Origin of the sequence: Chitinophaga qingshengii, assembly GCF_014529935.1 — a bacterium.
In the GTDB taxonomy this organism is placed as follows: domain Bacteria; phylum Bacteroidota; class Bacteroidia; order Chitinophagales; family Chitinophagaceae; genus Chitinophaga; species Chitinophaga qingshengii.
Genome location: NZ_JACVFC010000001.1, coordinates 1,768,444 through 1,790,078 on the forward strand (window position 1 = coordinate 1,768,444; position 21,635 = coordinate 1,790,078).

Sequence of the window (21,635 nt, forward strand, 5' to 3'; positions counted from 1 at the left end):
GATAATCAGATTTTATCAACCAATACACCGTTTGCGTTCACACCATCCCGCAGGTGGGTCTGGTATTTGATCTGTATGTCTACCGGGTTGCCGGATACGCTTTCATACTTTTGATCGAACTTCAAACTGATAGTGGCATTGTTAAACAACATTTTAATCACATCTCCGCGCAACGGGCCATCACCACTGGTGGTAGCGCCATAGCGGGATATCGCCATCAGCAGGTTCTGTTCCGTACGGGAGACGGTAAACGCCTTGATAGTAGCATCGTTGCTATATCCCATACTGCCCAGGTCTGCAATCACATCACCGGGAACAGCGCCGGTCTGTATGCCCTGTACATTATACCGGTAAACACGGCTACCGGAGCTAAACAACAGATAAGGGGCGTAACGCATCATATAAAAGCGGCTGTCCTGGTTGATCAGGCTGTTGCTTACTTCTACTTCTCCCAGTACGGCAAATGGCATGGTCGTCTGCTGTGTAGCGGTACCTGGCACTGTCAGGTAAACCAGCTTGGTTTTACTGCCATTATGCAGGATGGCCACACATTTATTGGGCGTGGAAGTATGAGAGGCATAAATCATTTTATAGCCTGGGTAGGAGGGCATATACTCCTTGTTGTCTTTGTCGAGGATCGTTAATGGACGCGAGCCATAATTGCTGTACAGGAACTTACCGTTAGTATTGTCAAACAACAACAAATAGCTGGACACATCGTAACCACGCATTTTTAACGTCGGCGATGTCTGCTGGGCATTGACGATAGAGGCGTAACACATCGCCGGTGCCAGGTAACCATTATTGTCCGCTTTCTGGTTCACAGACATCTTGCGGGTAAATCCGTCCATTACATTGAAATACAGCGCGCCACCGGATATCAGGTTTTGACGGCCCGACTGGTTTATACCACCATAAGGGTTATGGTTCCACATGTCTTGCTGGTAAGACACATACTCCGGTTTGTAACCGGATACGTCCGGCGCCGGGTATGGTGGCAACAAATTGGTGAAGCTCGCTGCTGTAATGTAATCCAGGCCGTCTTTCGGTCCCATGGCATGTTTGTCGAGGATTTTCAATCCTTCTGCTGTTAATACCTGTACACTGCCTTGTGTGGCCACATCCGTGAAAGGTATCTGGTTCTTTACATACACGTAATTGATGGCGATCTGACGCGGGTTGGTGCCCAGTGACTGGCCAAAACGCTGCTGGTAGTAGTTAACGGCGAAGTTGCCTTCTTTATCCAGGCGTTTGTAGGATAACTCTGCGGCGCCGTTGTAGTTGCTCAATACCACCAGCAGATCGCCGGCAGTAGAAGAGGCTACGCGTAAACTGAAACGGAAATAAGTTTTGGCGCCGTTGCTTTTGTCGGTTACCACAAAACGCCCCAGGTGCTCGCCAATGGAAAGGTTTACTTTCAGCTTCAGGTCTTTTTCTGTTGAGATGATATTTCTCGCCAGTTCCCAGGCGTAGCTGAACTTTGAATCGTCGGCATACTGGGTACCAGACAGCTCCACCCTAATATTCAATGAATCGTCCTGATCGCGCTCATAGCGGGCTTCCAGCCCTTTGAGCGAGACTTCATTCAATTCTTTATATTCGTAGTTCCCTTTGTCTTTATAGCAGGAAGATACTGCCGCTGCAATCAGGAACATGCCCGATAATAGTTTTATCTTTTTCATGATGCTATGGAACAAGTTTGTCAATTAATACCCTCGCATGGGTTTCCTGATCATAAGTAGGAATATTCGCCAGATAACTCCTCAGCGATGAGATGTAGGTTCCCACCAGGTTCGCGTCCATCGGATAATCAGCATTCTCATCCCTGAAGGAAGGATGGAATTGCATCAGTATCTTCCATTTTTCCGGATGGTAATAAGACAGGCCGAAACCTTCATATTTTTTCCACCATTTGGGTTCCGACAGGTAATTGTTGATATAAAGATCGATCACCGCGCCTCTGGTAGTGCCCTTGTCAAAGTCGTCGCTGCTCTCCATACGGAGCCGTAGCCGGGCATTCTCCTGCTTGATATGACTACTGCTTAACTGTGAGCGCAGCGCCACAACACGGAGGGTATCCGTAAAAAGCCCTTTCCCAAAAGTCTGCTGTGGGTTCAACACTTCATAATGCACCCCTTCTTTGGCTGTAGTGGAATCTTTATCGATGGAAAAGTGGTATTGCCGGTCTTTTGCAGCCTGCTGCCCCATTACCCGCACCGGAATTTTGGCGGTATCCCTGATAATATCATCGGGATGTTTTCCAAAGGAGAATAGCACTTTATCGTACTCAATTACTTTTCCATAGTACAAGTAGCTGTAAACGAAGTAGATCTTATCTTTTTCAGTATAGGTAAGACCGGCTTCTTTCGTGCAGGCGGCGCCTAATAACGCCAACCCACATATGATGGTCAGTTTTTTCATTTGCTCTTTTGATAGCGGTCAGAAAATCATGTTAACGGTTTCCGTTTTCCAGTTCCTTATCAGGGATCGGCAATACAAAAATGGTATTGGACGGCTCTATATCTCCCGTGCCGGCAGTATTGCGGATAGCGCGGTTCAGCCGTTTATAGGCAAAGAACAACTGCCCTTCACCAGGGAACTCCCGGATCATCTCTTCAAAAATATTATCCCGGCTGATGAAATGCCAGTCAGATACATTCCTGATACGGGCACGCCTCAACGTGTTAATGTATACTGCCGCCTGGTCCCGGTCTATATCATAGGAAGCCTCCGCCAGGATCAGGTACATTTCGGAAAGTTTAATCAGCGGGATTTTCGGGGAGAAGACCGGCATTTTAATGCGGGTGTACTTTGTTACCTTACCCAGGTCAAACCAAAACTGGTAACGGGCATCATCCATGTTGGCACCATAAACGCCGGAAGCATCGCCGAAAGGCAGTTTCGCAAATTCGGTAGCGTTCCCCTTTTTGGTTTCAAAATGCAACCTGGCAGACAAATCCGGAATAGAGTCGCTACGCAGGGAAAAGATATGTTCATCGGAGAAGAGAATATCTTTTTTGTTATCATCTACATCAATACTGGTTTTAAAGTCCAGCAGCCGGAACTTGTGGGAATCCACTACTTCCTTTGCACACCGGATGGCATTTACCTTATCGCCTTTAGCCAGGTAAACACGGGCCATCAGCGCACGCACCGCGTATTTATTCATGCGTGCCACATCTCTGTCTGCCATATTTTTATTGGCAGATAAATAAGGAACGTTGTTATTGATAGGATCTGCTTCATTCAGGTTGTCCCAGGCAGCTTCCAGGTCGGACAGCACCAGCTGGTAACATTCAGCCAGTGTATAGGCCGGCGGTAACGCCACGCCGAACTGTTTGTTATAGGGAATACCTTTTGCGAGATGATTAAACTTGATGTCTTCACAGAATAACCGCATCAGGTCAAAATGCAGGTAAGCTCTGAGCCCCAGTGCCTCTCCCAGCACCTTTTTCCGGATATTGGGACGCATCACGCTGCCATTTTTCTGTTCCCAGCGGATAATGTTATTGACAGCCGCGATATTACTGTACAGGTCTCTCCACACATCGTCTATCTCCTTCCGTACAGCGGCATCCTTGTACTGATAATCCCGCATTTGTTTATACTCCACCCCAATACCATTATAACTATAGTATTGTGCCAGCACGTCCAGCATTTCAAAACTCAGCTTGCGGCCATAGAGCTCCCGTTCCGCCATCTGGTTATAAGAGCCGGCCAGGGCATCTACGAAACCCTGTTCCCGGCTAAACAGTTTGTTTTCATCCACCTGATTGATCAGATCAACATCGAGCCATTTTTTACACGATGAAAATATCAGCATCAGCATGGCCAGTATCAAAAGCCTGGATTTCATGTGTGAATATTTAAAGGATGATAAAGATTTAGAAAGTGACATTGAAACCACCATTAAATGATTGTGCATAAGGGTACACTGTTCCCCGCTCCGCCTTCACGGTAGATAACCGCATCAGCTCTGTAGCGGAGCATTGCAGCCTGATTCTCTCTGCTCTCATCTTCCGCACCAGATTCATAGGCAGGTCGTAAGTCAGTGAGAGGGAAGACAATGACAGCAGGTTGTTGTCCTGTACAAAACGGGTAGTCTGATAAGTAGGTGACTCATCATCGATTCGTTTGTATTTGGCGGTGCTGCCCGGTTCCAGCCAACGATCGGACAATATCCTTCTGTCGGCGTTGTCGTAAGCCTTCACCCCTTCTATTTTGTTTTTCAGCGTGGTATTGAAAATCTTTCCACCTACCCGGTAAGAGAAGATAGCCAGCAGATTAAATCCTTTCCAGTTAAGATTGGAGCTGAAGTTACCTTCTACGGTAGCACGGGTATCACCTACCAACACTTTGTCCCGATAGTCGTAATCGAAAGTATATTCACCATTCCGTTTAATATAAATTTCATTGCCGGTAGCCGGATCGATACCGGCAGAACGCACCAGCAGCAGCGCGCTCTGAGAACGGCCTACTTCATAGGTACGCAGCGGGCGGGGACCAAAAGCAGCGGAATCTTTGTTGGCTTCAGCATTCATCGCCTGTAATGCGTTGGAGAGCTTTTGTATCCTGTTTTGGTTGCTCACAGCCGCCAGGGTAACACTCCAGTTGAAGTTACGTTTCGTGTCACGGATCAGGTTCATACGTACACGTACGTCTACACCACTGTTTTTCATCTGACCCATGTTCTCCACATAACTGGTAAAACCGGTGGATGGGGCTACGTCAATAGGCAGTAAGAGGTTATCGGTAATTTTAATATACCCGTCTACGTTAACCTGGAGGAAGTTGCGGAACAGGGTCAGGTCGCCACCTACGTTATACGATAAGGTATTCTGCCATCTCAGGGATGAGTTACCGAAACCCATCAGGCGGGCGCCGAGATCCCCATTGTAATAGCTGTTCTGGCTATAGCGGTAACTGGTAAGCGCCTGGCTGGAAGAGAAATTCACGGTACCGGTGCTACCTGCGGAAGCACGTATTTTCAGGGTGTTGGTATTAGCTCCCCAGAAACGTTCTTTATTCACATTCCAGGCCATACCCACCGCCCAGAACGGCGCAAAACGGGAATCACGGCCAAATTTGCTGGAACCATCTGTACGGAAAGAGGCATCGATATAATAACGGCTGTCATACCCGTAGTTGAGGTTGGCGAAAAAGCCGATCATCCGCGATTTATCAAATACGCCGGAAGGTTTGGAATTCTCCTTGAACTGTGCGGCATATTCCACAAACGTCATATCATCGTTCAGGAACCCGGTGGCGGCAAAACCACCACCCTCTTTAAAGTTGGTGAGTGCATTGGCGCCTACACCCAGATTAAATACATGTCTGTCGATGATTTTATTGTATGCCAACGTCACGTTACCATCCACATTCAGGGATTCGGTGTTGAGACTCCGGTACTCTCCTTTTTTCTCCGGTTTTTCTTCGGTGGCGTATTCGCTGGAGAAGGGTGAACGGTAGTATTCAGATTTTTCCAGCTGTTTGGTAAGGCTGGCACGGCCCTGCAGGCGCAGCGCAGGAATGATACGCCAGTCGATACTGAAGTTGTCCTGGATAGCCACGTACTTGTTAAAGTCCTTCTGCGGCAGGGTAGCATTGATCAGCGGGTTATCACGGCCACTGCTCAGTCGCTGAATGAAGTTGCCGTTATCATCATAAATGCGGTCATGCGGATTCTCTTTTGCAAAGATCTCGAAAGAACCATAAGGTGAGTTATGCCCCACCACTTCATCTACAAACAGGTCGTTACGTACCAGGAAATTTTGCCCGATATCGTAGTTAAAAGTGATACCGATGCCATTGCGTTTACGGTCGGAACCTTTCATCACACCACGGTCGTTATCGTTACGCAGGGTAATACCATACCGGAAATGTTTATCCCCTCCTTCAAAATAAAGATTGTAACGCTGGTTGATAGACGTACGGAGCGGTTTACTCAGCCAGTAAGTGTTAACACCTCTCAGTACTTCCTTGTATTTTTCGTTGTATTCGATATCCAGGTTCAACTGCCCATCATAACTTTTATTTTTATCGGTCCATTTACCGGCCAGTTTTTCGAACTGCAGTTTTTCCGCTGCATTCATCAGGTTATAATCCCGCAGATCCGGAACAGACACCATATAATTGGCATTGAGCGAAACGCGGATTTCACCAGCCTGCGGACGGATAGTGCGGATCACGATCACGCCGTTGGCGCCACGGGAACCGTACAATGCAGTAGCGGAGGCATCTTTCAGGATAGTGAGGCTTTCGATACGGTTCATATCCAGATCGTATACACGCTCTGCTCCTACTTCTACCCCATCGAGGATAAACAGCGGACTGTTAGGATTGGTTTTACCGTCATCGGCTGAACCGCGCAGGTCGAAACTGTTTTCACCACGGATCGTGATCTCCGGTACCCTGTTGGGGTCGGAGCCGAAGTCCATGCTTTCTTTCAGGGATACTGCCGCATCCAGCAGGGAAATAGCCTGTAATACGTTGGCAGTACCAACCTGGCGTATCTCCTGACCGCTCATGCTTTTTTCAGCACCGGTAAAAGATTCGCGTGTTTTAGTGAAGTAGCCGGTCACCACGTTTTCTTTCAGCTGACCAACAGACTCCTGGAGTTTTACTGTTATGGAGAAAGGCCCGGCGCCGGTTTTCAACGAAGCGGCCTGACGCTGCTCCACTGCGGCAGCGGCGTATTTGTTACCGCTCTTGCTGATCCGTATTTCCATCGGTTCATAGCCCATCATGGAAACGGTGAGCACGGCATGCTCGGGAATATTCTTCAGGGAGAACTGTCCGTGCGCATTCGTGACAGCACCGATATTGGCTCCTTTTACCCGTACCGAAGCGCCTGGCAGCGGGGTCCCCTGGGCCGACAGGATCACGCCCCTTATGGAATCCGGAGGAGCCACGGCTTCCACCGCCATGGTTGAAACAGCGGAAACAGCGGCTGTTTTTTCGGAGATAATAATGTTTTTACCCGCAATGCGGAACGTAAGGGGCTGATCTCTCAGGACCAGCTGCAGGAAATCAGCGACCGGCATATCGTGTACATCCAGCGAAGCCGCACGGGCTGTCTCCAGCACTGCAGCATTACCAAATACCACATATCCGGTTTGATTTTTTACGGCGTTAAATACCTTTTGAAGAGATGCCTGCCGTGCAGAGAACGAAACTGTCTGGGAAAGACCTGTTCCATGCACATGCATCATAGCCACTGTCAACAGGGCGATGGTTGATTTCATTGCGAACAGAATTTTGGTTACTGGCCGTCGCCTTCTGGGCCGCCCCGGAGGCAGCCCGCAGGCCCGGTGACAATCGGGATTTTTTTGCATAAATTGCATTGATTTGGTTGAGAAATAATGACTCCTTGAAACGGTATGTCAGATCAGCCGGATCTTCCGGCCGGCAGTACTCCACTACTGTCGGCTTTTTTGTTCCGGCTTACTTAGATCCTGGTTGTTTTAATAATGAACAAATAACCTAAATGAATAAATAACAAAATATCTCAGGGCATGACCACCAATCGGCGGGGCCCCTCCATGCTGATATGTACTTTTGAATCTTCCAATGCTTTTACAACATCTGCCAGTGGCAAGCTGCGGCCCAGTTCACCAAAAAACCGGATATCGGGTATCCCTTTTTCGTACACCACTTCCACATCATACCAGCGGGCCAGTTCGGCCATCACCTCTTTCAATGCCATGCCTTCAAAGTTGAAAATGCCGTTTCGCCAGGCCATCACATTGTCGGTATCCACTTTACCCACGGTGATTTTACGGGCGTCCTGCACTCGGGCCTGCTGGCCGGGCGACAGTACCACCGGTGCGTCTGGCGATGCGGCAGCAGCTACTTTCACGGCGCCGGTCAATAAAGTTGTCTTTACACTGCTGCCTTCCGGATAGGCGTTGACGTTAAATTGAGTTCCCAGCACCTGGATGGACGCATGGCCGGGTACTACTACCCGGAAAGGGACTTCCGCTTTTCCGGCCGCTTCGAAATAAGCTTCGCCGGTAACCTCCACCATCCTTTCCTTACCGGCAAATACAGCAGGAAAACGAAGCGTGGTGGCAGCATTCAGCCATACACGGGTACCATCGGCCAGCACCACATGGAACTGTTTTCCCCGCGGTGTTTGAATCACGTTAAACGCATCGGTGCCCAACTGCTTACCGGCAGGACTATACGAAAGCTGCCCGTCTTTAAAGGCAATATCCGCTCCCCCATCTTCCGCTACGGCGCCGGTCATCAGGCTATCCAACGGAATACGCCGGCCATCGGCGAGGGTGAGCATGGCTACGTCCGTATCTTTAGCGTGGACAGTAGCCGGGACTGACTGCCGCGCGAGCGCCGGCCTTCTGGCAGGGTGCGGGCGCCATAACAGGTACGCGCCTACGGCCAACAGCGAGACAACAGCAGCAGCCATGGGCCATCGTAAGGGGATAGTCCGGCGTGTAGGCGCCGGCGTACCCAAAATAGCATTGAGCACCGCTGTAGAAGCGGCAGCAGGCATCTCCACCTGTCCCCCTTTGGTATAGCTGTCCAATATCAGTGTCTTCAGCGTATCCTCTAAGGCAGGATCATTCATCAATGCAAACAGCTCCTCCCTTTCCGCAGGGGAAATAGTCTTATGGTAATATTTATCAAATAACAGTAACAGCCGCTCGTGCATAGGTGGATGGTCGGTTTATACTTAAGACAACCGCAAACAGGGCAACTGGTGAGTGAAGTGAAAAATTTTTTTTAGAACAGCAGGAAAAAGAAGGTGGAAAGTTTCCGGTAAGGCGCACAATAGCTTCTGACAGCTCTTACCGCGGCATCAAAATGACTTTTGACGGTATTAGGGGAGATCCCCATTTTTTCGGCTACCTGGGCTTTGGTCAGCTCCTCTTCCCGGATAAGCAGGTATACCTGTTTCTGTTGGGGTGGCAGCTGCTCAATGGCCTGCTGCAATACCCGCATAAACTCCGCAGCATTGGCGGCAGCTTCCGGCGATATAGCCGGGAGACCACCATCAGAAGGCCATAAACCGGTGCGTTCCCGCTCCCGTAAAAGCCGTTTCAACGCATTAAACGTATAGTTCCGGGCAATCGTAAAAATATAGGCTTCGAGGTTAATAATGGCCGGCAGCTCCTCCCGGATGGCCCATACTTTCATAAATACGTCCTGCACAATCTCCTCCGCTTCCACAGCGGATTCGGTGACACGGTAGGCTGTGGTGTACACGAGATCGCGGTAGCGGAGAAACAGCTGTGTAAACGCAGCCTGGTCTCCCTGTGCTACCAGCGCAGGAATGGTTGTATGATCGATGGTTGGTTCCAATAAATTGCCGCCAAAAATGATAAGAAGCCGCTAAAGTAGCGCAAAAAGAGATAAAACACAACCCCCTTTAGTATTTACGTTCGGTGGTATATTCCACCAAAGCCTCCAGGGCAGCACGAACAGGCGAATCCGGAAACGTATTCAGGATGTCCAGCGCCTGCTGACGGTATAATAACATCTTTTCGATGGCGTACTGAAAACCACCCGCTTCCTCCACGGTTGTCCGGATAAAGTCCATCGCCCCTTCCGTCACTTCTCCCGCTTTGATGATCTTCAGCAACTGCTTCCGGGTAGCGGCATCACAATGATTCAGCGTATATATCAACGGCAGGGTCATCTTTTTTTCCTGTATGTCATTCCCCAATGGTTTACCAACATCACTGCTGCCATAGTCAAATAAATCGTCTTTTATCTGGAAAGCCATACCCACATACTCGCCGAAAAGTCCCATGTTGGTAACCAGCTGCTCATCGCTGAAAGTGGACGCAGCACCGGCTTCACAGGCAGCCCGCAATAAGGTGGCGGTCTTCTGCCGGATGATATCATAATAGGTAGTTTCACTGAAATTGAGCTTTTGGGTTTTCCCCAGTTGGACCAGCTCTCCTGAAATGGTTTGTTCTATGGCTTGTGAAAAAATCTGCAGCGTTTTGTAATCACCGTTGAGTAACGGTAGCTGCACGGCTTTAATAAAAAGGTAATCACCCGTAAAAACAGCGGCACGGCTTTTCCAGAGCGCATTGATGGACCAGGCGTTCCTTCTTTTAGCAGAGTTGTCTACAATATCATCATGTACCAGGGAAGCGGTATGAAGGATTTCTACCATGGCAGCGGCACGGTAACTGACACTATTCAACGCTCCTCCCAAACGGGCGCATAACAGCGAAAAAACAGGTCTGAGCTGCTTTCCCCTGGTACTGCCCAGATACCGGGTGATCCTGTCCACCATCCCTACCGGGCTTTGTAACGCTTCTTCCAGGTATTTTCCGGTGACGATCATGTCCGCTGCAATAACATCCTTGGCTAATTGCATGTCGCTGTTATTTTGGGGCGAACTTATATATTTTTTTATAAAGATGATAAGATAACCTGCATCTTGACAATACCTTTAAATATACCGAACAAACCCTGGAATGTACCCTTGTGCCCCCTGCTGCCGGTGCTAATTTTGACGGATCATTCAAACAAAAATTTCAGAGAGATGACTAACGAAACCCTTACTGCCACAACAACTACAACAGGCCAACAACAATATTTTATCACCGGCGACGGGGTGCGCATCGCCTACCGGATAGACGGTCAGGAAGATAAACCCGTACTGGTACTGTCCAATTCTATCGCTACCAGCTATCATATGTGGGATATACAAATAGATGCCTTTACGCCGCATTTCAGGATACTGCGTTTTGATACCCGTGGCAACGGTTCCTCCTCCGCACCGGATGGCGACTATTCCATTAACCGGATGGCGCTGGATGTTATCGAACTGCTGGATCACCTGGGCCTGGACCGGGTGCATTTTATGGGATTGTCACTAGGTGGCTATATCGCGCAATACCTGGCTATTCACGCTCCAGAACGAATTGACCGGCTCATACTGGCGCACACTGCGCCCTATCTCGGCCCGCAGGATGGTTTTAATAACAACATCCGCTCACTCCGGGAAGCGCCGGACATGCAGGCATTTGCCCGGTCCTTTATCCATAACTGGTTCCCGGCAGCACTGATTACCGCTGAAGATCCCAGGATACAACCGTTCCGCGAAATGGTATTGGCTACATCGCCGGTGGGACTGGCAGGTTCTTTCGCCGCTGTGCGGGATGGAGATCTCCGCAACACCATATCCCTTATCGGCCGTCATACATTAATTATCGGCGGCAAATACGATACTGTTACCCTGCCGGAACACAGCGAACAATTGGCCGCTGCGATCAAAGGTTCCCGCCTGGTAATGTTGCCCGCGGTACATCTGTCCAATGTAGAGCTTCCCGAAGATTTTAACCGTATCGTAATAAATTTTCTGCAGTAAGCGCTATCTTGCCGGTCATTATCAGCTATGGAAACACCACTGATTGACCAGGACCTGTTACTCGAACGTTTCGACGGTAAAGGCGGATGGACTTTCATCCGCCTTCCTGATATGCCTAAAGGGCAGGGCTACTTCGGTATGCGGAAGGTACGTGGCTTTATCGACCAATACGAACTACCACCCTGCAACCTCATGCCTTTTAAAAAAGGAGTGATGATGTTGCCGGTAAAAGCAGCGATCCGTAAACAAATAAAAAAAGAAGCGGGCGACCACGTAAGGTTAATATTATATACGGCAGGTCAACAAACCCGGGAAATCATTCCCGACGATTTCCTGGAATGTCTGCGTGATGAGCCGGAGGCGCTGCAAGCCTTTCAGGCTATGCCGCAGGCGGAGCAGGAAAAATGCCTGCAATGGCTGATGGAGGTATCCGTGCCGGAAGCCAGGATACAACGCATGGCAGATGCCATTAATCACCTGGCCGCAGGCAGGAGTTATCTGGGCACAAAAATAAAATAGCCTGTCACTGCCATTAATCATGGGAGATATCGCGGTTATTCATCTGTTTGCGCATGTCTTCCAGTATCTTATTGGCTTCATCGCCCCGTGCATTTACAATGGGCAACATCCTCTTCGCATAAGAACTGATGGCGGTATCCTTTGCATTTGTGTATTGGGCCAGTCTGTCTGCTGTCCTTTTTTGTTCATGTACCATTCTCTTAATATACATTCTGTCCATGTCGTCTCTTTCCCGTAACAGACCTATTTCATCCTGATCATCCCTGGACAGTTCCGGCGCCAGTGTCAGTCCCTGCCGGTGTGCGATTTCCTGGAGCTGCAAAGTAGAAGCCGTCCGTTCCTTTACGATATCCTCCCCGAATTTTTTCACCCGCGCATCTTTCGCATGTTGTGAAGCCAGTTCCCCTAATTTGATTTCTTTGAGATCGGAGTTGGCCATACGGCCCAGGAAACTCCGTTCATCTACCGGTTCAACATTGGTTCGGCCCGTTCGTGTACTATCGCCAACACGCTCCTGTTCTGGTTTGTGTTGCTGCCCGCAAGCCATCAGCATCAATGCCAGCACAGGGATACAAAGTTTTTTCATGATCATCGCTTTAGAAAAAAAGAGCCTCAATTGCGGTGCCAGTTATAACAAGTTCTGCGGCTACATTTACTTCTTCGGCAAGCGGTTGTTGACAATCTTTTCCAATATGGCTTCTTTCTGATATTTGCTGATGGGGACCTGGAACGAACCCATGTGTAATACATTCCCTTCAATGGCGCTGATATGCTGTATGTTCACCACATACGACTTGTGCGGTTGTATAAATTGCTGTGCCGGTAACATCTCTGTCACTGATTTTAAGGTAGCATGGGTCAGTATCTTTTTTTCCGTCGTATATACGGCCACGTAGTTTTCCAATGCTTCTGCAAAAAGAATATCCTGGTATAACACCTTCTCCAGTTTCTTATCTGACCGGATAAAAAAATAAGGCGATACGGCCGTTTGCCGCGCGGCAAAAAAATCATAGGCTTTATTCGCCGCCTTCAGGAAACGTTCAAAGGATATCGGCTTCAGCAGATAGTCTAATACATCCAGCTCGAAACCCTGCATAGCATACCGTTCATAGGCAGTAGTAAAAATTACCTTCGGCGGGTTAGGATAATTTTTCAAAAACTCGATACCGGAAATATAGGGCATCTCTATATCCAGCAGCAACAGGTCGACCGGCTGTTGTTTTAATACCGTATTCAGTTGTACCGCATCTTCACAAACGGCCACCACTTCCAGGAAGCCTGTTTTGGCAGCGTAGCCCATCATGCCTTTGGAGGCCAATGGTTCATCGTCCGTGATCACACAACGTATTTTTACTGGGTTCATGTGGGTAATGTAAGTTTTAGTTCCGCTACGAATTGTTGTTCCCGGATACCGGCCATCAACCGGTGTTTGCCCGGATACAAAAGTTCCAGCCGCCGTTGCAGGTTCTCCAGCCCTATGCCTTTTTCCCGCGCAACTGCCAATCCCGCTATTTCCGGTGTTGTTTCCGGGATGGAATTCTGTACAAAAAAATAAATGTCAGCACCTTCTTTGCGCAGCTCCACTTGCAACAGATAATCTCCCCCCATATATTTAAAGGCATTTTCTACCAGTGGCAGAAACAGTAACGGATATACTTTTTCCTCCTTCAGTTGCTCATCGAAATGAAGTTGCAGCTGTAATCTGGTAGAGGAGCGGATCTTCTGCAAATCAATAAACTGCTGCATATACTGTATCTCCTGGCTGATATTTACTGTTTCCTGTTGATCGTATAGCTGGTACCGTAGTAAATCGGCAAACTGTTCCACTGTTTTTTTGGCTGCTACCACATCATCATCCATCTGAAAATAAATCGTGTTCAGTGCATTGAACAGAAAATGCGGATGGTATTGTGCACGCAGGAATTTCAGTTCTGTCTCCAGTTTGTCGGTAGTAATTTTTTCCAGCTGCATCCGGTTATGGATATATGCTTGCATATAAGCATGGCTCCTTTTTACACCGTAATAAATAAAAGCGTAAAACAAGGGGATGATGTTGACATCTATGAGGTCAAAAAATTGCAGGCCGTCATCCGTTAATGCTACCATCGGAGTCATGAATATGTTCTGTACCAGCAAATTGATCAGGAATACGCCAAGCAGCTCCTGCCTGATCCTTTTGGTGGGGAACTGGTCCTGCCAGCGTTGATCATAGTAGGCAAACAAACGGTGATAGGCATAAATAAACACATACCCCATCATCACGCTAAACGCCATCTCTATGCCGTTCAACGTCCAGGAACGTTGCCAGAACCGCATGCCCGACACGCTGTCGGTCAGCAGGCGAATGGTGAAATACGCCAACAGACCGTACAACGCAGGGAAAATATATCTCCGGAAAAACTTCATGTCAGCGGTATTACGGGTTGCGGTAAAGCCGGTTGAGTGGCGTTGGTGTTTGTTCCGGGCCGTTTGGCAGCAGGTTTCATGCCGAACAGAAGCCGCATCAGCCCATAAGGCCGGATCAACACATGGAAGATACTCATACTTATCATGAAAGTGACCAATACCGTAAAAATAAACTTCAATCCGATATCCTCCTGCAGGTTAGCCAGGTAAAAGGTTAATATCACAATCACCGTCTGATGCAGGATGTAAAACGGATACACTGCTTCATTGGCATAAGTCAGCACCCTGCTTTTCCGGTTCAGGTACCTTTTACCATATCCTACAATGGCAAACACCCACATCCAGGCACTGGCAGTAGCCAGGGCGGTATACGCCCAACCAGACCACCCCTGCCAGCCATGTTGAGGCTCCAGGCCATTCCACCGGAAATAGTTAATGATTATAATGCTCACAAATGCCAGGGTAAAAGAACTGCGGCGGTTACGCTCCAGGCTGTCCATTAACCGGGGATGGGCGATACAGATAAAGCCCGCCACCAGGAACAGCAGCCAGTAAGGGAAATAAGCATAGTCATGAATTAAATCGTTTGTTTCCCAATACATACGTGCCAGGAAAGCATGAGAGATCACACTGGGTAATATGAGCCCGTATATCCATTTACCTGTCGCCAGTATATCCAGTTTTTGCAGCCATTTCTTCCCTTCGGGAGATGACCACCAGACAAACAATGGCGCACAGAGGATATCGTATATCAACAGGTAGAGGATGAACCACAGGTGATGCCAACTCATATTACCTGTAGGATAGATGCCGCTGCGGAACATTGCTGCGTAAAATTGCCAGAAGTTACCCTGGTAGCCCTGTGTCACCCTCTCCATGTACACCTGTGGCGGCACAATTACCAATATCCCCAATAGCAGGGGAATAAACAGGCGCCGGAAGCGCAGGCCCAGAAATCCGCTGCCGCTACGACTTTGCAGCATGTAATAACTCACCGTGCCGGAAATAAAAAACAACAACGGCATCCTGAACCGGTGCAAAAAATCATTCATTTCCAGTAAAACGTGACTGGTAGCGTTGTTTTTGATATGCCATCCCCATTCGGCTACATAAGGCATGGCGGAGTGAAAAAACAAAACCCCCAGAATGGCAATGATACGTAGCCAGTCCAGGTAAGTTTGTCGGGAAGTGGTGTGCATAAAGTTCAGATTTTATACAAACCTACCCGCCAGCAAAGCCATGGTAAAAGATATTTGACGTGTGGACAGTTTAAGATGGTCAATAGGCAAACCGGGGTCAATAACCTGCCCGGGCAGCAGCAAAATCCCGTACAAACTGAACCATCTGTTCTTTACTGATGCCGCGGCGGCTATCCAGGTGCCATTTCAGTTCCCCATTCATCACAACCTGTAACCAGTAGTGTTTTGGGGGCGTTCCGATGGGTAATTTTGCTGCGGCAAACATACCAGGGTAAGATCCCTCATACTGCCGTACTTCCAGCACTACCTCACGGAGCGCATAACTGCACTCCCGCTCCATAAAAAAGCGTACATACACCACCGTTAGCCGGCCATCTGCTATCCGCATGCCAGTGGTAAAATTCAAACATACAAATACCACACAGGCGACGCCCAGCAAAAAGAGTGGAATAATAAGATCTTCCAAAGCTAATTCGTTGACGATAATCACTGCGATGGCGACAATTACCGTTGGTAATATCCAGGTAACCAGCTTATTCAGCCACTGCCACCCTGAGGCCATTTCAGTATTAATTACAATGGGTTCTTTCATGACACTACGTACAGGGACATACGTAAAAGTACGGAAAATAGCTACGTATTTTCACTTGTTATTTTAGTACAATACCTGTAAATTACCCTCAATTAAGCTATCCTATACCATGAATGACTTGCAGAATATGGCCGAACTGCACGCGGCCGGGGCTATTATCAAACACCAATCACCCTTTGCCAGCCTGCCTTCGCATGAAAATGGCTTTGAGTTACCCACTTCCATCCTCCAACAATGGGTTAAGCCCTACTATATGAATGTCGGTTCCGGGAATGACGAATGGATAGAACCTTTCCACAGGGTAAAATCGCTTATTACGTATGACTTGACAACTTTATTACTGGGCGATTTTAACTGGCGGACCCGGAAAGTGGGCGCTTATTTTGCCGCCGTCAACCACTACACAGACCTGGTAGATGTAATTGGCACTCATTTCCTTAAAAGTGAACTATGTTGTGTAGGCAGTATGTACACCCTTGTACTGGCCAGCTTCAACAACAGCCAAAGTGTGACTTACCTCGATAAGTATCTTCATTACTACCTGAAAAGACCGGATCTTCATTTCGATCAGCAATCCGCCATGGAAGCATCCCTCTACCTGGATGCCATCAATGGCACCAATCTCACCAGTCAGCATTTCCCCCACTGGGAAAGGCTCCGCCAGCAATGGCTGCACTCTTTCGGCCTCTCCCTGCAATACCTGGAAGAACAGCTGGCCGTTATTCAACACCTGCGAAATTGATTCCTATTACCGGGCTTTGTACCGATACAGGCCCGGTGACATTCTTCCTACCGCTATAGTATATTATAACGCAGTTTTATATTTTTACACGGATGGTGTTGACCATCACGATAAAATAAAGATTCCGTTATGAAAACAGGCTTTTTAACATTACTGGCAGCCTTATGGCTGCATTCCGCTTTCGCCCTTACCATTAATATTGCCGACCGGGGTGCCAAAGGAGACGGCCGGACCGACAATACCGCTATCATTCAACAGGCTATCCACGACTGCCGCCAGGGCACCCTGCTGATCCCCGCAGGCAACTACCTGACCGGGCCGCTGACATTATCTTCCGATATCCGTATCTACCTGGAATTTGGCGCTACGCTTACCGGTATCGCCGATATGGCCCGCTATCCCAAACCCGGTCAGGGTGGCGCTCCTGCCCTGCTATTCGCGGATAACGCAGCCAATATCACCATCGCCGGCGAAGGCACCATCGATGGCCAGGGCGATCATCCCGTTTTCCAGCTGGGAGATGACAGTAAAACAGGCGCTATCCGCCCCATGCTGCTGCATTTTATCAATTGCCGGCATATTGATGTAAAAGACCTTCATATCCGCAACTCCGCTTACTGGGTACAGAAATATGAAGGCTGTGACGATGTAAGTCTGCGGGCGTTAAAAATATACAGTCATGGCAACTTCAACAACGACGGCATCGATATCAGCGGCAGCACCAATGTTATTATCGCCGACTGCTACATTGATACCGACGATGATGCCCTCTGCCTCAAAAGCGAACCGAATGCCTCCTGTGAAAATATCAGTATCAGCAACTGCGTACTGCGCAGCAACTGCAATGCGCTGAAGTTTGGTACCGGCTCCCACAGCGGCTTCAAAAACATTGCAGTCAGCAATATCACTATTCATAAAGCGTCGGAAGACAACCGCCGCCACTGGAAAAAAACCTTCCCCTGGATGGGCATCACTGCGGATACCACCGTTATCTCCGGTATCGCGCTGGAAGTAGTGGACGGCGGCTGTATGGACCGGGTCGTGATTTCCGGCGTTACCATGCAGGATATACAAACACCCATTTTCATCCGGCTGGGCGACCGCCGAAAAGGACCAGGAAATACCGTCAGTACACTCAAAAACGTGATCATCAGTCATATCATCGCCAGCAGCAGCAGTCGCCTTTCTTCCAGCATTACCGGTATCCCCGGCCACCTGGTGGAAAACGTGAGCATCAGCCATGTACGCATCCTGGCGCCGGGTGGTGTGCAGCCAGGTTTTAATAAGTCAGTACCGGAAAACATACCTGCCTACCCGGAAAACCGGATGTTTAACTCCATCCTGCCGGCATCAGCGTTTTATATCCGTCACGCTAAAAACATCTCTTTTGAAGATGTGCAGGTACAAACGCAGGAACCCGATGCCAGGCCCGCTTTTGTGCTGGATGACGTGACCAGCTTTGATGCCACCCGCTGTCAGCTCAACGGCGTTACCGCTACCATCGTTCACCCATAGCTTTTTATGAGCAACAAATTTTGTCAATGGCTGGCAAAACCGTTATTAGCCGTATCCGGGAAGGCTCCCGGTATTAAGATGGGAGGCACTGTTATTACCAGGTTTTTACTGTAAATTAACGGTTAAATTCACCCTCATTACCCTCGCAGCAATGAAAACTATTTATCTGGCCGGCCTGTTACTGAGTAGCACCGCCACCCAAGCCTTATGTCAACAGTCGGACTCCCTCGTTACGCAGATACAGCAGACCTTTCAGGAAACTGCCGCTGCTACCAAAAAGCAACAGCGTCTTTGGGGTATGGACCTTTACGGGCCTATGCTGCTGGTAAATCCGGCTACGCGGGAGTTGTATGCCAACCTGCCGGATAGTGCCGGTGATCTGCAAAAGCAGGGCAACGTTTATACGGGCACGTTACCTAAAAAAATCAATATCGCCAATACATCGCTCTACTGGGAAGGCCGCCAATGGGCTATGGTCATGCTACCGTTGCCTACCAACCGCGACGAGCGTATTAACCTTGTGGCCCATGAGCTGTTCCATCGCGCGCAACCGGCGCTTCACTTCACAGCAAATAGTCCGGTCAACAATCACCTAGATAAAAAAGACGGACGGGTTTATCTGCAACTCGAACTTGCAGCGTTGTTACAGGCTATTGCGGCCGACAAAAAAGCGGTCCGGCAGCAACACCTGTTACATGCATTAACGTTCCGCCATTACCGTTATCAATTGTATCCTGGTGCCGATTCAACTGAAAATACGCTGGAACTCAATGAAGGCATCGCCGAGTTTACCGGCATGATGGTATGCAACCGTGACAGGGCTGCTTCCATTACCCATTTCAACAAAAACGTAGACAATTTTGTGCGCTACAACGCTACTTTCGTACGGTCGTTTGCGTACCAAACCACTCCCATGTATGGCTACCTGCTTTCCCAAATCCAACCAGGATGGAACCGGAACATCAACAGCCAGACACAGTTGACGCCACTTTTCGTACAGGCGTTTGGGTTATCCATTCCGGCGGACGTAAAAACGGCTGCTATGACCTTTTCAAAAGCATACGACGGCGATAGCATTATCCTTGTGGAAACAGCCAGGGAAAAGAAAATGCAGGAACAAATTGCCGCTTACACCAAACTATTCGTCACACTACCTCATACAGAACTTCGTTTTATAAATATGAACATCGGCTTTAATCCCAGTAACATTGTGCCGATAGATGGTCACGGTACTGTGTACCCCACCATGCGCATCTCCGATACCTGGGGTATTCTGACCGTTACTGAAGGTGGCCTGATTTCTACCGGATGGGACAAGGTGGTTGTTGGCCTGCCACAGACTTTCACGGAGCAGATCGTGACGGGCCAGGGTTGGAAACTGGAACTGAACAAAGGTTATACACTGGAGAAAAATACCGGTGGCGGATATTCCCTGAAAAAACAATAGTCTGTCAAAACGGCGCCCATGGCTGGCGCCGTAATTTTCACCCAAATAAAAGATATTTTAGTCTTTTATTAAAATAAGAATACTTACTTTTGTTGCAGCATCCTTGCAGGCGTCGTTCACCCGACGTTTAATTAAGGACAAAAAAGTATTTATTCATGACCGGTACAAAAGACATTACTCATATAACAGACATTCAACTACTGGTGGATAATTTCTACGGCAAAGTGCGGGAAGATGATCTGCTGGGGCCTATTTTCAACAATCTTTTGCAGGACCGCTGGCCGGAACACCTGGAAAAAATGTATCGTTTCTGGGACACAGTACTACTGGACAGTCACACCTATCACGGCGCGCCTTTCCATCCGCATGCTACCCTGCCGGTCAACCTGGTACATTTTGAGCGATGGGTACAGCTTTTCCGCGAAACGGTGTACGCTCATTTTACCGGAGCCAAAGCCGACGAAGCTTGCTGGCGCGGCGAAAAAATGGCGCAGATGTTCCTTTCCAAAATCGAATATTATCAGGGCCAGCCACCACTACGGTAGCCATCACAACCTGTATACCTATAAAACATTTTAAGATGGAAATCAATGAAAACACCATCGTTTTCTTTCCCCGTGCTATCGGCACCGAAAAATCACTGACCGGTAGTTGCCGGCTGTAAACAACAATGGCCGGCAAAGCACCGGGGGGTAGCTTTGACCGGCCATTTATCCAATTCTCACGATGGATTTACGGTTATTATCTATCGTTATGCCCGCGACCATGGCCACGGCCTCTGTTACCGTTATCGTGTCCCCGGTCATTGTCATTTCCACGGCCACGGCCATTTCCGTTATTCCCCTTACCATACATCGGATGCCCTTTTACCACATAGTACTTACTGTCTCTGCTATCGCGGATAATATCCTGCTTTCCATACCAGCCCGGTCCTTTATAACGGGCATACCTGCTTCTGTATACATCCGGATGCAGCCAGGGCTGCGGTTCGTTCACCACCACCTTATATCCCCGGTACACATCAAAATGATACCTGTTAGGTAACGCGGGCGAATAACGCCAGCTGTTTCCGTTTAAATAAACATATTCGCCCCGGGGAATATCATAATACACATCAATGTCCGGGAAATAATAATACTGTGCATAATCATACCCTACCGGTCCCCATACCGGCTGGTTACCGATATTCACATTGACATTCAGTCTTACCTGGGCCTGCACAGGCCTGTTAACCACTAAGACACTCATTATCAGTAAAGCAAAAAATAACAGCTTTTTCATGATAGCGTGATTTTATTATGATAAAGACAAAGGTAGTGCCAGTTTGGAAATGCTTTGCCAGCCAACGATTGCGCGAAATACAGGCGATTCCGTTGCCACCATAAAAAAGGTGCGCTGCCCATCATAGCAACGCACCAGCCCTTCCCACTTTGCTCATGTATGTTGTTCGTTAATACTTTAGTAGTCTGCCATGAGCATCAAACAGGATATCTTTTTTGTGGACTTCCGCTTCATAATTCACTTCTCCATTGGCCTTTGTAATCTTTGCCGCTTCTGCAATACGGACGCCTTTGTAATGTTCCTTCACATAATTGGTTACCGCCGCCGGCAGGGCCGATACAGCAATGGTTTCCTCTGTTTCCTGTAACGCTCCCGTTTGGCTATACACCACGGACATATGTTTGCCCTGATGCATGAAACCTGCTTCCAGTGCATCCCCTTCCTTTTCCCACTTCACCTGTTTAACATCGGGATAGGCTTTTTCAAATGCAGCTTTAGCGGCCGCAGGCACTTTTACCTGTGCTGCCGCTCTCGCCGTGATACCGGTGGCCATAACGGCCAGCAAAAGATACTTATACATAACCTGT

20 protein-coding genes are annotated in these 21,635 nt (G+C 48.5%); 6 read left to right on the plus strand and 14 right to left on the minus strand.

Translation table 11 applies throughout. The features are described from left to right. Positions 1 to 5: 5 nt before the first annotated feature. The 7 genes from ICL07_RS06655 to ICL07_RS06685 form a co-directional block, all read right to left on the minus strand. A complete protein-coding gene (locus ICL07_RS06655) occupies positions 6 to 1,682 on the minus strand; it encodes a PKD-like family lipoprotein (protein ID WP_188087136.1) in 1,677 nt (558 codons plus the stop codon). Positions 1,683 to 1,686: 4 nt separating this feature from the next. Beyond that, positions 1,687 to 2,421 (minus strand): DUF4843 domain-containing protein, encoded by a 735-nt coding sequence (locus tag ICL07_RS06660; RefSeq protein ID WP_188087137.1) that lies wholly within the window; start codon positions 2,419 to 2,421, stop codon positions 1,687 to 1,689. A gap of 31 nt (positions 2,422 to 2,452) precedes the next feature. Further along, complete coding sequence (locus tag ICL07_RS06665; protein WP_188087138.1) at positions 2,453 to 3,856, minus strand: RagB/SusD family nutrient uptake outer membrane protein; 1,404 nt, start codon at positions 3,854 to 3,856, stop codon at positions 2,453 to 2,455. Between the two features lie 28 nt (positions 3,857 to 3,884). Continuing rightward, complete coding sequence (locus ICL07_RS06670; RefSeq protein ID WP_188087139.1) at positions 3,885 to 7,244, minus strand: SusC/RagA family TonB-linked outer membrane protein; 3,360 nt, start codon at positions 7,242 to 7,244, stop codon at positions 3,885 to 3,887. Positions 7,245 to 7,507: 263 nt separating this feature from the next. Then, positions 7,508 to 8,671: a FecR family protein gene (locus tag ICL07_RS06675; protein ID WP_188087140.1), complete on the minus strand. Its 1,164-nt coding sequence runs from the start codon at positions 8,669 to 8,671 to the stop codon at positions 7,508 to 7,510. Between the two features lie 71 nt (positions 8,672 to 8,742). Beyond that, positions 8,743 to 9,321 (minus strand): RNA polymerase sigma factor, encoded by a 579-nt coding sequence (locus ICL07_RS06680; protein WP_188087141.1) that lies wholly within the window; start codon positions 9,319 to 9,321, stop codon positions 8,743 to 8,745. Positions 9,322 to 9,388: 67 nt separating this feature from the next. Beyond that, on the minus strand, positions 9,389 to 10,351 hold the full coding sequence (locus ICL07_RS06685) for a polyprenyl synthetase family protein (protein WP_188087142.1): 963 nt from the start codon (positions 10,349 to 10,351) through the stop codon (positions 9,389 to 9,391). A 168-nt stretch (positions 10,352 to 10,519) separates the two neighbouring features. Between ICL07_RS06685 and ICL07_RS06690 the strand changes: the two genes are divergently transcribed. Both ICL07_RS06690 and ICL07_RS06695 read left to right on the plus strand, forming a co-directional pair. Continuing rightward, positions 10,520 to 11,347, plus strand: a complete 828-nt coding sequence (locus ICL07_RS06690; protein ID WP_188087143.1) for an alpha/beta fold hydrolase — start codon at positions 10,520 to 10,522, stop codon at positions 11,345 to 11,347. Between the two features lie 27 nt (positions 11,348 to 11,374). Next, a complete protein-coding gene (locus tag ICL07_RS06695) occupies positions 11,375 to 11,866 on the plus strand; it encodes a YdeI/OmpD-associated family protein (protein WP_188087144.1) in 492 nt (163 codons plus the stop codon). A gap of 13 nt (positions 11,867 to 11,879) precedes the next feature. On the opposite strand, the gene ICL07_RS06700 is transcribed toward ICL07_RS06695, so the two are convergent. From ICL07_RS06700 to ICL07_RS06720, 5 genes are all read right to left on the minus strand, one after another. Beyond that, positions 11,880 to 12,452, minus strand: a complete 573-nt coding sequence (locus tag ICL07_RS06700; RefSeq protein ID WP_188087145.1) for a DUF4142 domain-containing protein — start codon at positions 12,450 to 12,452, stop codon at positions 11,880 to 11,882. A 66-nt stretch (positions 12,453 to 12,518) separates the two neighbouring features. Further along, on the minus strand, positions 12,519 to 13,229 hold the full coding sequence (locus ICL07_RS06705; protein WP_188087146.1) for a LytR/AlgR family response regulator transcription factor: 711 nt from the start codon (positions 13,227 to 13,229) through the stop codon (positions 12,519 to 12,521). Then, complete coding sequence (locus ICL07_RS06710) at positions 13,226 to 14,272, minus strand: sensor histidine kinase (RefSeq protein WP_188087147.1); 1,047 nt, start codon at positions 14,270 to 14,272, stop codon at positions 13,226 to 13,228. Before ICL07_RS06710 ends, ICL07_RS06705 begins: the two co-directional genes overlap by 4 nt. Continuing rightward, a complete protein-coding gene (locus tag ICL07_RS06715; RefSeq protein ID WP_188087148.1) occupies positions 14,269 to 15,471 on the minus strand; it encodes an acyltransferase family protein in 1,203 nt (400 codons plus the stop codon). The genes ICL07_RS06710 and ICL07_RS06715 overlap by 4 nt, the downstream gene beginning before the upstream one ends. Positions 15,472 to 15,568: 97 nt before the next feature. Beyond that, complete coding sequence (locus tag ICL07_RS06720) at positions 15,569 to 16,063, minus strand: hypothetical protein (RefSeq protein ID WP_188087149.1); 495 nt, start codon at positions 16,061 to 16,063, stop codon at positions 15,569 to 15,571. A 109-nt stretch (positions 16,064 to 16,172) separates the two neighbouring features. Between ICL07_RS06720 and ICL07_RS06725 the strand changes: the two genes are divergently transcribed. The 4 genes from ICL07_RS06725 (at position 16,173) to ICL07_RS06740 (ending at position 20,312) form a co-directional block, all read left to right on the plus strand. Then, the gene (locus tag ICL07_RS06725) at positions 16,173 to 16,805 is read left to right on the plus strand and encodes a DUF6000 family protein (protein ID WP_188087150.1); all 633 of its coding nucleotides are present in this window, start codon (positions 16,173 to 16,175) and stop codon (positions 16,803 to 16,805) included. Between the two features lie 129 nt (positions 16,806 to 16,934). After that, complete coding sequence (locus tag ICL07_RS06730) at positions 16,935 to 18,320, plus strand: glycoside hydrolase family 28 protein (RefSeq protein ID WP_188087151.1); 1,386 nt, start codon at positions 16,935 to 16,937, stop codon at positions 18,318 to 18,320. Between the two features lie 151 nt (positions 18,321 to 18,471). Then, complete coding sequence (locus ICL07_RS06735; RefSeq protein WP_188087152.1) at positions 18,472 to 19,767, plus strand: hypothetical protein; 1,296 nt, start codon at positions 18,472 to 18,474, stop codon at positions 19,765 to 19,767. A 155-nt stretch (positions 19,768 to 19,922) separates the two neighbouring features. Beyond that, positions 19,923 to 20,312, plus strand: coding sequence for a group III truncated hemoglobin (locus ICL07_RS06740; protein ID WP_188087153.1), 390 nt, complete (start codon positions 19,923 to 19,925; stop codon positions 20,310 to 20,312). Positions 20,313 to 20,508: 196 nt separating this feature from the next. Here ICL07_RS06740 and ICL07_RS06745 read toward each other — a convergent pair whose 3' ends face one another. Both ICL07_RS06745 and ICL07_RS06750 read right to left on the minus strand, forming a co-directional pair. Continuing rightward, entirely contained in the window at positions 20,509 to 21,048 is a 540-nt protein-coding gene (locus tag ICL07_RS06745) for a hypothetical protein (RefSeq protein WP_188087154.1), read from the minus strand. Between the two features lie 169 nt (positions 21,049 to 21,217). After that, positions 21,218 to 21,628, minus strand: a complete 411-nt coding sequence (locus ICL07_RS06750; RefSeq protein ID WP_188087155.1) for a PepSY-like domain-containing protein — start codon at positions 21,626 to 21,628, stop codon at positions 21,218 to 21,220. Positions 21,629 to 21,635: the final 7 nt, after the last annotated feature.

Bases quoted from the DNA above. Each gene is read 5' to 3' on its own strand.
- ICL07_RS06670 (WP_188087139.1), bottom strand. From the start codon at position 7,244: ATGAAATCAACCATCGCCCTGTTGACAGTGGCTATGATGCATGTGCAT.
- ICL07_RS06660 (WP_188087137.1), bottom strand. From the start codon at position 2,421: ATGAAAAAACTGACCATCATATGTGGGTTGGCGTTATTAGGCGCCGCC.
- ICL07_RS06710 (WP_188087147.1), bottom strand. From the start codon at position 14,272: ATGAAGTTTTTCCGGAGATATATTTTCCCTGCGTTGTACGGTCTGTTG.
- ICL07_RS06720 (WP_188087149.1), bottom strand. From the start codon at position 16,063: ATGAAAGAACCCATTGTAATTAATACTGAAATGGCCTCAGGGTGGCAG.
- ICL07_RS06730 (WP_188087151.1), top strand. From the start codon at position 16,935: ATGAAAACAGGCTTTTTAACATTACTGGCAGCCTTATGGCTGCATTCC.
- ICL07_RS06695 (WP_188087144.1), top strand. From the start codon at position 11,375: ATGGAAACACCACTGATTGACCAGGACCTGTTACTCGAACGTTTCGAC.
- ICL07_RS06740 (WP_188087153.1), top strand. From the start codon at position 19,923: ATGACCGGTACAAAAGACATTACTCATATAACAGACATTCAACTACTG.
- ICL07_RS06715 (WP_188087148.1), bottom strand. From the start codon at position 15,471: ATGCACACCACTTCCCGACAAACTTACCTGGACTGGCTACGTATCATT.
- ICL07_RS06750 (WP_188087155.1), bottom strand. From the start codon at position 21,628: ATGTATAAGTATCTTTTGCTGGCCGTTATGGCCACCGGTATCACGGCG.
- ICL07_RS06690 (WP_188087143.1), top strand. From the start codon at position 10,520: ATGACTAACGAAACCCTTACTGCCACAACAACTACAACAGGCCAACAA.
- ICL07_RS06665 (WP_188087138.1), bottom strand. From the start codon at position 3,856: ATGAAATCCAGGCTTTTGATACTGGCCATGCTGATGCTGATATTTTCA.
- ICL07_RS06735 (WP_188087152.1), top strand. From the start codon at position 18,472: ATGAAAACTATTTATCTGGCCGGCCTGTTACTGAGTAGCACCGCCACC.
- ICL07_RS06700 (WP_188087145.1), bottom strand. From the start codon at position 12,452: ATGAAAAAACTTTGTATCCCTGTGCTGGCATTGATGCTGATGGCTTGC.
- ICL07_RS06725 (WP_188087150.1), top strand. From the start codon at position 16,173: ATGAATGACTTGCAGAATATGGCCGAACTGCACGCGGCCGGGGCTATT.
- ICL07_RS06675 (WP_188087140.1), bottom strand. From the start codon at position 8,671: ATGCACGAGCGGCTGTTACTGTTATTTGATAAATATTACCATAAGACT.
- ICL07_RS06655 (WP_188087136.1), bottom strand. From the start codon at position 1,682: ATGAAAAAGATAAAACTATTATCGGGCATGTTCCTGATTGCAGCGGCA.
- ICL07_RS06705 (WP_188087146.1), bottom strand. From the start codon at position 13,229: ATGAACCCAGTAAAAATACGTTGTGTGATCACGGACGATGAACCATTG.
- ICL07_RS06745 (WP_188087154.1), bottom strand. From the start codon at position 21,048: ATGAAAAAGCTGTTATTTTTTGCTTTACTGATAATGAGTGTCTTAGTG.
- ICL07_RS06685 (WP_188087142.1), bottom strand. From the start codon at position 10,351: ATGCAATTAGCCAAGGATGTTATTGCAGCGGACATGATCGTCACCGGA.